Origin of the sequence: Pontibacterium sp. (genome assembly GCF_041587635.1) — a bacterium.
Classification (GTDB): Bacteria; Pseudomonadota; Gammaproteobacteria; order Pseudomonadales; family Balneatricaceae; genus Pontibacterium.
The window spans coordinates 1-7,721 of record NZ_JBFGYC010000147.1 but is presented as its reverse complement, the minus strand read 5'-3'; the positions used below and the strand labels follow the sequence as shown (position 1 = coordinate 7,721).

Genomic DNA, 7,721 nt, shown 5'->3' with positions numbered 1-7,721 from the left:
TTGGTATGTCCGCTGATTTTTAGGGTTCCCAGACCATGACGTTCAATCTGATAAAGCGCGATAGGCAGGGTCGCCATTGTGGCCATGGCTTCACCTTTAGCAACCGTGCGCAGCGACTCTAGCAGTGAGTCGGCATATTGAACGTCAAGCTGTGGAAAGTTATCGCGAACATGCTCGGCAAAGATATAGCCCGCCGGGATGACCAGTTTATGGCCTTCCAGACTTTTTAAGCCGTCGAGATAGCGAGTGTTTTGGTCAGAGATCAGCACCACAGGCATGGATACGTAAGGTTCCGTAAAGCTTAGAAACTGTTCGCGCTCAGGACTGATATTGATCATGGGCAGCAGATCACAAACCCGCTGTTTTGCATTATTGAGCGATTCGCTCCAGTTCTCGGTGGGGACTAGTTCGAGCTGGATATTCAGTAAGCGTGCGAACTCCTCCATAAAGTCGGAGCTTACGCCGGTATAGCGTCCCTGTTTATCAATCGCTTCAAAGGGCATCCAGTTCGGGTCAACGCAAAACTTCACTGGCTCCCGAGTGCTCAGGTAGCTTTTTTCCTCGGCCGTCAGTTCTAAGGCCGCTGTTGCGACAGGAGAGATTCCCAATAGCGCGATAAGTCCAAGCTGGCAGCACAATACCCGTAACAACATCTCGCACCGTTCTCCTCAATCCATGTGCTTTCAGCGTAGCAAATATATGACTGAATGAAGGGGGATTGTTATACAAGTGTGCGCCAAAGCGTGTACAAGGCCAGGCGGCGCACGAAGAGGGTTACGCAGGGTGCGTGTGACAGTGAAGAGCGTCTAACACTGATAGCTTGTTTGAATTATGAGTAGACCTTGAACGGTCTATTTCATACGGGTGTTTGAATGTGAGGTTTTTCGGAACGGTGTGTTTTCTTATTTTGCTTTGAACGTCTGAAATTGTGATGGTTATCACCATAAACGTGTTTTAAAAATATGAGTTCTTGAATTGTTTTTATTATTGCTTTAAAAGGGTCTGTCCTGATTTTATCTCAGTTTTGAAATTGAGTATTTGTTTGAAAGTGATCGGGTTAATGGTCGCGTACTAGCGTCCTCTATCAGTATTGGAAAACACGGGCTGCATAGACTTAGTCGCAGCTGTGGGCGGGTGGCCAGATCAGACCTGTCATAGGCCTGCGTGATTGAGCGGTTTTCAGATGTTTTCTCTTATTCAGTTTGTCTTTGAGTTTCAGAGCGAAACTCTCGCAATAATATGGAGTGTTGCAGAATGAAGTTTTCCAATCTCTCGGTGCGCCACAAGCTATGGAGCCTCATTTTGCTGGCTGCTGCGGCATTGATCGTTCTGACGGTGATGGCACTGGTCGAGATGCGGGCCTCATTGTATGCCGAGCGGGAGCTGCAGCTGCAGGTACTGATCGATAGTGCCTACAGTGTGTTAGAGGAGCAGGAGACGCGCGTAAATAGCGGTCAGATCACGGCAGAAGATGCACGCAGTGAAGCGCGTATCTTATTGGAAAATATGACCTATGGAGAGGATGGATACTTCTTCGTTATTGATCGTTCAGCGACCATGGTGGTACATGGGGGTAATCGCTCGTTGGTTGGTAAAGATATGAGCCGAACCCGCACCAGCAGCGGCCAGCTACTGTTCAGTGATATGGCCGCGTTGATCGGCTCCGCAAGGGGTACGGCTCTATTTCGCTATGACTGGCCCCATGCTGGCAAGACGGAGCCTCAGCCAAAGCTATCCTATGCCCGTGCGTTTAATCCGTGGGGCTGGGTGATTGGCAGCGGCGTTTATATCGATGACCTGAAGGAAACACTCAGTGATAACCTGATCCAGTTGGTGGTTCAGTTGGTGATTGCGCTGGCGCTCATGGCGGGGGTTGCTGCTGTCATCGGGCGGTCGATCATTGAGCCACTGGAACGGATTCACGATGTCATGGAACGCGTGGCGGGAGGAGACCTGCAGGTACGTACCGAGGTGAACAGTCACGATGAGTTTGGCCGGGTGAGTGGGCGCATCGATTCTACGTTAGAGGTTTTTCAGGGACTCATTCGTGAGATAACAAACAGCACCAACCAACTGACCAGCAACGCTGAAGAACTGTCGAGCAGTGCGAAGGAAACCAGCGGTGCGCTGGACCGGCAGGCGCAGGAATCGGAGCTGCTGTCGGCCGCGATGACGGAAATGACGGCTAGTATCGAAGAGGTAGCGCGCAGTGCGGGTGAAACCTCGGTGGCAATTGAGAATGCGGATCAGGAAGCCGATGATGGCAATCGCGATGTGGATAGCTCCATCGCTAAAATCCAGGAACTGGCGGCAGAAGTTGAGGAAGCGGCAGCGGTCATCAAAGACCTCGAAAAAGACACTGAGCAGATCAGTAACGTGCTGAGTCATATTCAGAAAATATCGGATCAGACGAATCTGCTGGCGCTGAATGCGGCGATTGAGGCTGCGCGTGCGGGTGAAACCGGCCGTGGTTTCGCGGTTGTGGCGGATGAGGTACGGGAATTGGCGCGTCACTCCCGTGATTCCACCGAAGAGATTCAAAGCCTGAACGAGCGGTTGAGCAAAGCGGCGCGTAAAGCGGTAGATGTGATGGATCGGTCACGGCAGCGTGCTGAAGACAGTGTGAATGCTGCTAAGCATGCAGGTGACAAGTTAAGCCTGATCGTCACTGATATGAGCCGCGTGCGTGATATGGGTCTGCAAGTGGCTGCTGCGACTGAGCAGCAGAGTTTAGTGTCTGAAGAGATGAACGGTAATTTAATGACCATTACCAAAGGTGCTGAGACAACGGTGGAAGCTGCCAATACGGTCTCTGCCAGTGGGGAACGTCTGAAGAAGCTGGCGACAAACCTGCAATCGGAGATCAGTCGCTTTCGTATCTGATCACCCACGTGATCGGGCATCAATCCCTTCTGGATTAGGCTTCGTTCAGTGACAGATGTCGCTGGCGAAGCCGCCACATACCGTTGATCTTCGCGCTTACGCGCCCCTTCCGTGTCAAAGATGCTCTGTCTTTGTATCTTTACATCTCTTTACACCCCAAGTATCTCCCCGGTGCAATGCAACGCCTTTTGGGCTTCAGGTATGGCACCTGTCACGATCTTGTCTGCGGTTTCTAGAAATTGAGCGATATGTCATACATCTGTCCGGGATCTGTCTTATTTTCTATCCAGTTCGTCGGTCGTATGAACATCGCTGTTGAATCTTAAAGATCTATAACCGTTTGTTATTTAAGAGAATGTCCTTTGTGGCATCTGTCTTGCTCTAGGTTGGATTCGTCACTGAGTAGCCAACAGAGGGCTGATATAGAAGCCCATCCGCAGTGACGTTGAGAACGTTCTAATAATAATCAACGGAGATCCACCGATGACCCAACGTAAAAATGCCATTGTGACAGGCTCAACCAGCGGAATAGGTCTGGGTATCGCAACCGCACTGGCAAAAAACGGTATGAACGTCATGCTCAATGGCTTTGGCAATCCACAGATGATCGAGAAAATTCGAGCCAATCTGGCAGAGACCTACGGTGTGCAGGTCGTCTATTCCGCTGCTGATATGAGCTGTTCTGAGTCGATTGCGGCGATGATGGCGCAGGCGATAGAGTCCTTTGGACAGATCGATGTGGTAGTGAACAACGCAGGCATTCAGCACGTTGCGCCGGTGGATGAGTTTCCGACCGAGAAGTGGGACGCGATCATGGCGATCAATCTCTCCAGTGCATTCCATACCACCAAGCTGGCACTGCCGGAGATGAAAGCGCAGGGCTGGGGACGTATTATCAATCTGGCCTCCGCCCACGGATTGGTCGCGTCGCCCTATAAATCGGCGTATGTCGCGGCGAAACATGGGTTGGTGGGTTTCACTAAAACGGTCGCGTTGGAAACGGCAGAACAGGGTATTACGGTGAATGCGATCTGTCCGGGGTATGTGTTGACGCCGCTGGTCGAGAAACAGATTCCTGATACTGCCAAAGCCCGTGGCATCACTGAAGACGAGGTGAAGCGGGATGTGTTGTTAAAGGCACAACCGACAAAGAAGTTTGTTACCGTTGAGCAGCTGGGGGAGATGGTGATCTTTTTATGCGGTGACGCGGCCGCATCAATTACCGGGACGGCCTTGCCCGTGGATGGTGGCTGGACCGCGCAATAAATCTGATTACGCCTACAAGCCCTTCAACCGTTTTGTTGTCGGGCTTGCTGAGTGAGTTGCACCTGATGCCAGTAGTAGGCCGCCCACGTCATCAGCGCCGCCAGGCTCATCGCAAGCATGGTGGCAATTGCCGCACCGTTGATGCCGTATAACGGGATGAACCAGAAGTTACAGACTGCATCAATGGACAGGGTGATGCAGCCAATCAGCACCACATAGCTGCCCTTGTGGGAGTATTGCAGCCAGGTGGATGAAAACGCGGCCAGTGCCCAAACCGCATAACCTGAAATCAGATAAACCAGTGCTTGTTTCGCCTGTAAGAAATCACTGCCAAAAAATGAGAGCAACCACTGTCCGGAGATGATCAGCCCTGCGGCCAGTACGATGATCGCCACTGTGATGATCTTCTGGCCCTGCCAGAATAGGGTGCGGGCCGCTTTTTCTCCGTGTTCTAATGCTGGCGCAATCAGCGGCAGGAACAGCCCGGCAATGGTGACTTGTGCAACGGGCAACACATGTGCGGTGGTGGCTGCCGCGGCGAAATGGCCTACGTCATGCTCTTCTGCCAGCATCTCTAACATGAAGAGGTCGATCTGATTGAGGGCAAGGGTGATCAGCATCGCCAGCATCATCGGCACCGATAGCTTCAGAAGCTGTTGTCCACGCAGGGTATCGGGCGCGCGCTGAAGTGTGACCAGATTCAATTGCCGGATTTTGTGCCATTGCCAGCCAATAATCGCGCATACGGAGAGCGCACCCGATGCGATGACCTGCCATAGCTCAACCCTGGTAAAGGCCGACATCAATCCCAAAATCAGTGTGATCTTTAGCAAGGGTAATGCGATTCGCCAGGGTAAGTTGGACAGCGCCAGTTGTTTCGCAGATTGCAGAATCCGGCTCAGGAGTGCGCCAATCGCAATCAATGGCAGCACAAACGACATCAGCAACAGGGGGTGATGGTCTTGCAGATCGGAGGTGCCCAGGTGCATCACACTGGCGGCGCAGGTGCAGACGATGACCACCAAAGAGAGTGCCGCGCCGATCCATAGATAAAAGCGCAAAAATTCCCACACTCCACGGTTGTCGCCTTTAGCCAAAGGGCCTGACAGTACCCGCGGAGCGACCCGATCCCCGCCCAGCAGTATCAATACACTGGCTATCGCGGCAAACGCATACGCAACCTTATAGTCACCGTATTCATGGCTGGAAAGCGCCTGGCTGAGGGTCAGATTAAACAGATAGTCCGCCACAAAACCGGCGATGACACCGAGGATCAGAACAAGGCTGCCTTGTTTAAAGTAGTCAGGTGAGAGTATCGCTTGGCTGTCCCGGTTCGACATGGAATGATCCATCAATAATATCAATCCGGCGACGATAGTGGTCGGAAGCGGTTTTCGCAATTGGCTAAAAGATCTATGCCGGGAATAAATCTAACGACTTTGCCGCGACTAAGGTATTCACCTCTCTGTTAGGGCTTAGGTGATGGGGAGCTTGGTGGTGTATTTGATCTCTTCCATCGAAAAGCTTGAGGTGACATTGGACAGGCCGTCGATTCCGTTGATCAGGTTTTTGTAGAAAGCATCAAAGGCTGCGATATCCTTCACGACCACGCGTAATAGGTAATCCCACTCACCCGACATGCGATAGCATTCCACCACTTCATCATAATGCATCACCCGTGAGGCGAAGTTCTCCAGCCACTCCGTATCGTGATGCTGGGTTTTGATATGCACAAACACTGAGATACCCAGCTGAATCTTTGCGCCATCGAGAAGGGCGACCCGTGCTTTGATGATCTTTTCGTCTTCCAGTCGCTTTATCCGCTTCCAACAAGGGGTTGTGGATAAGTTTACGTGCTCTGCAATCTCGCTGACGGAAAGGGTGCAGTCAGCCTGTAGCAGGCTCAGAATCTTCTTGTCTGTCTTATCCATAGTATTTAATTCTATTTTTGTTGTCTTGAATGAAAAATAATTCTCTTTTGGGGCGTGTGTTGTCAAGAGCTAGCAAAATATTTCTACCGCACCCTTGCTAGATTAAAGCCTGTGATTTCATTCTGAACAGAGGGTTGGTTATGTCGTCTTGGGTGGCTGAATCAGTTGGCAAAATTTCTGCAGATTATCAGCGGTCTGCGGATACGCATCTCATCAGGCTGGAAGGTTTGAAGATTGAAGGGATTGATATTTATCTCAAGGATGAAAGCACTCATCCGACCGGCAGTCTGAAGCACCGTCTGGCACGCTCCCTGTTTTTGTACGCCCTCTGTAATGGAAAAATTACGGAAAACACCACGGTGGTGGAGGCGTCTTCAGGCAGCAGTGCGGTCTCTGAAGCGTACTTTGCCCGCATGATCGGGGTGCCCTTTATCGCCGTGATGCCCCGCAGTACTGCACAAAGCAAAATCAAACAGATCGAACTCTATGGCGGTCGTTGCCATTTTGTTGAGTCGGCCACACAGATGCACAGCGAAGCGGTGAAAGTCGCAGATGAGCTGGGGGGCTATTTCATGGATCAGTTTACCTACGCCGAGCGGGCCACCGACTGGCGGGGTAACAATAATATCGCTGAAAGCATCTTCCGCCAGATGGAAGCAGAGCCTCATCCGGTGCCGCATACCGTGGTGATGAGTGCGGGCACGGGCGGCACTTCAGCGACCATCGGGCGCTATATTCGCTATAAGGGGCTGGACTCTCGCCTGCTGGTGGTTGATCCGGAATACTCCGTGTTCTACGACAGCTACCAGTCAGGTGATACCGAGCTGACCGCGTCCGTGGGCAGTAAAATCGAGGGGATTGGTCGTCCGCAGGTGGAAGCCTCGTTTCAGCCTGCGATCATCGACGTGATGATAAAAGTGCCAGATACCGCCAGTATCGCCACCCTTTATTGGCTGGAAGGGCGTATGGGGCGCAAAGCGGGTGCGTCGACCGGAACCAATCTCTGGGGCGCGTTGCAGGTGGCACAGGAGATGAAAGCGAACGGTGAGCAAGGCTCTATCGTGACGTTGATGTGTGACAGTGGCGAGCGCTACCTTGATACGTACTACAACGCAGCATGGGTGAGGGAAAACATCGGGGATATTCAGCCGGAACTGGATAAGCTGAATACCTTGTTCTAAGCGTGAATCAGGTCGGTCCGGGGTGTGGGATTGTACTGGTTCCCATGGTCCTCCGTGGGAATCCATACAGCTGTCGTAACCGTTCCCGCAAGGTGAGTAGGTCTAAGTTCCCACACGGGAGCGTGGGAACGAGTGATGTGGTCTGCCCGTGAATGACGGGCAGACGTGATCGGCTTCTCATTATTTCTTCTCAAGAGCCAAATAGTTGTCGATACCTTTGATCTGATCTTCCGGATGGTGGTTTACATAGAGCACCGAGGTCTCGCTGCCGGCACAGATTTTCTCGATCAGCGCTAATACCAGCTGACGGTTCATATCATCCAACCCCAGACACGGCTCATCGAGGATCAGCAGGGGCGGGTGTTTCACCATCGCACGGGCAATCAGCAGTAGGCGCTGGTCACCGTAGGAGAGCTTGTTGAAGGGCGTATCCGCGCGATCGGTCATGTCCAGCAGGGCC

General features: G+C 52.1%; 7 protein-coding genes. 3 read left to right on the top strand and 4 right to left on the bottom strand.

Features of this window, described 5'->3' with window-relative positions:
• Window positions 1-653, bottom strand: a 653-nt coding sequence (locus ABYW01_RS09280; RefSeq protein ID WP_372832267.1) for a transporter substrate-binding domain-containing protein, incomplete at its 3' end; no start/stop codon positions are given.
• Window positions 654-1,254: 601 nt separating this feature from the next.
• Here ABYW01_RS09280 and ABYW01_RS09275 point away from each other — a divergent pair.
• The gene (locus tag ABYW01_RS09275; RefSeq protein WP_372832265.1) at window positions 1,255-2,883 is read left to right on the top strand and encodes a methyl-accepting chemotaxis protein; all 1,629 of its coding nucleotides are present in this window, start codon (window positions 1,255-1,257) and stop codon (window positions 2,881-2,883) included.
• A 483-nt stretch (window positions 2,884-3,366) separates the two neighbouring features.
• A complete protein-coding gene (locus ABYW01_RS09270) occupies window positions 3,367-4,149 on the top strand; it encodes a 3-hydroxybutyrate dehydrogenase (RefSeq protein WP_372832264.1) in 783 nt (260 codons plus the stop codon).
• A gap of 23 nt (window positions 4,150-4,172) precedes the next feature.
• Here the strand turns inward: ABYW01_RS09270 and ABYW01_RS09265 are convergent, their stop codons facing one another.
• Both ABYW01_RS09265 and ABYW01_RS09260 read right to left on the bottom strand, forming a co-directional pair.
• Window positions 4,173-5,489 (bottom strand): oligosaccharide flippase family protein, encoded by a 1,317-nt coding sequence (locus ABYW01_RS09265; protein WP_372832262.1) that lies wholly within the window; start codon window positions 5,487-5,489, stop codon window positions 4,173-4,175.
• 135 nt (window positions 5,490-5,624) lie between these two features.
• The gene (locus ABYW01_RS09260) at window positions 5,625-6,080 is read right to left on the bottom strand and encodes an Lrp/AsnC family transcriptional regulator (protein WP_372832261.1); all 456 of its coding nucleotides are present in this window, start codon (window positions 6,078-6,080) and stop codon (window positions 5,625-5,627) included.
• Window positions 6,081-6,220: 140 nt separating this feature from the next.
• Between ABYW01_RS09260 and ABYW01_RS09255 the strand changes: the two genes are divergently transcribed.
• On the top strand, window positions 6,221-7,261 hold the full coding sequence (locus tag ABYW01_RS09255; RefSeq protein ID WP_372832260.1) for a PLP-dependent cysteine synthase family protein: 1,041 nt from the start codon (window positions 6,221-6,223) through the stop codon (window positions 7,259-7,261).
• A 180-nt stretch (window positions 7,262-7,441) separates the two neighbouring features.
• Here the strand turns inward: ABYW01_RS09255 and ABYW01_RS09250 are convergent.
• Window positions 7,442-7,721, bottom strand: a 280-nt coding sequence (locus ABYW01_RS09250; RefSeq protein ID WP_372832259.1) for an ATP-binding cassette domain-containing protein, incomplete at its 5' end; no start/stop codon positions are given.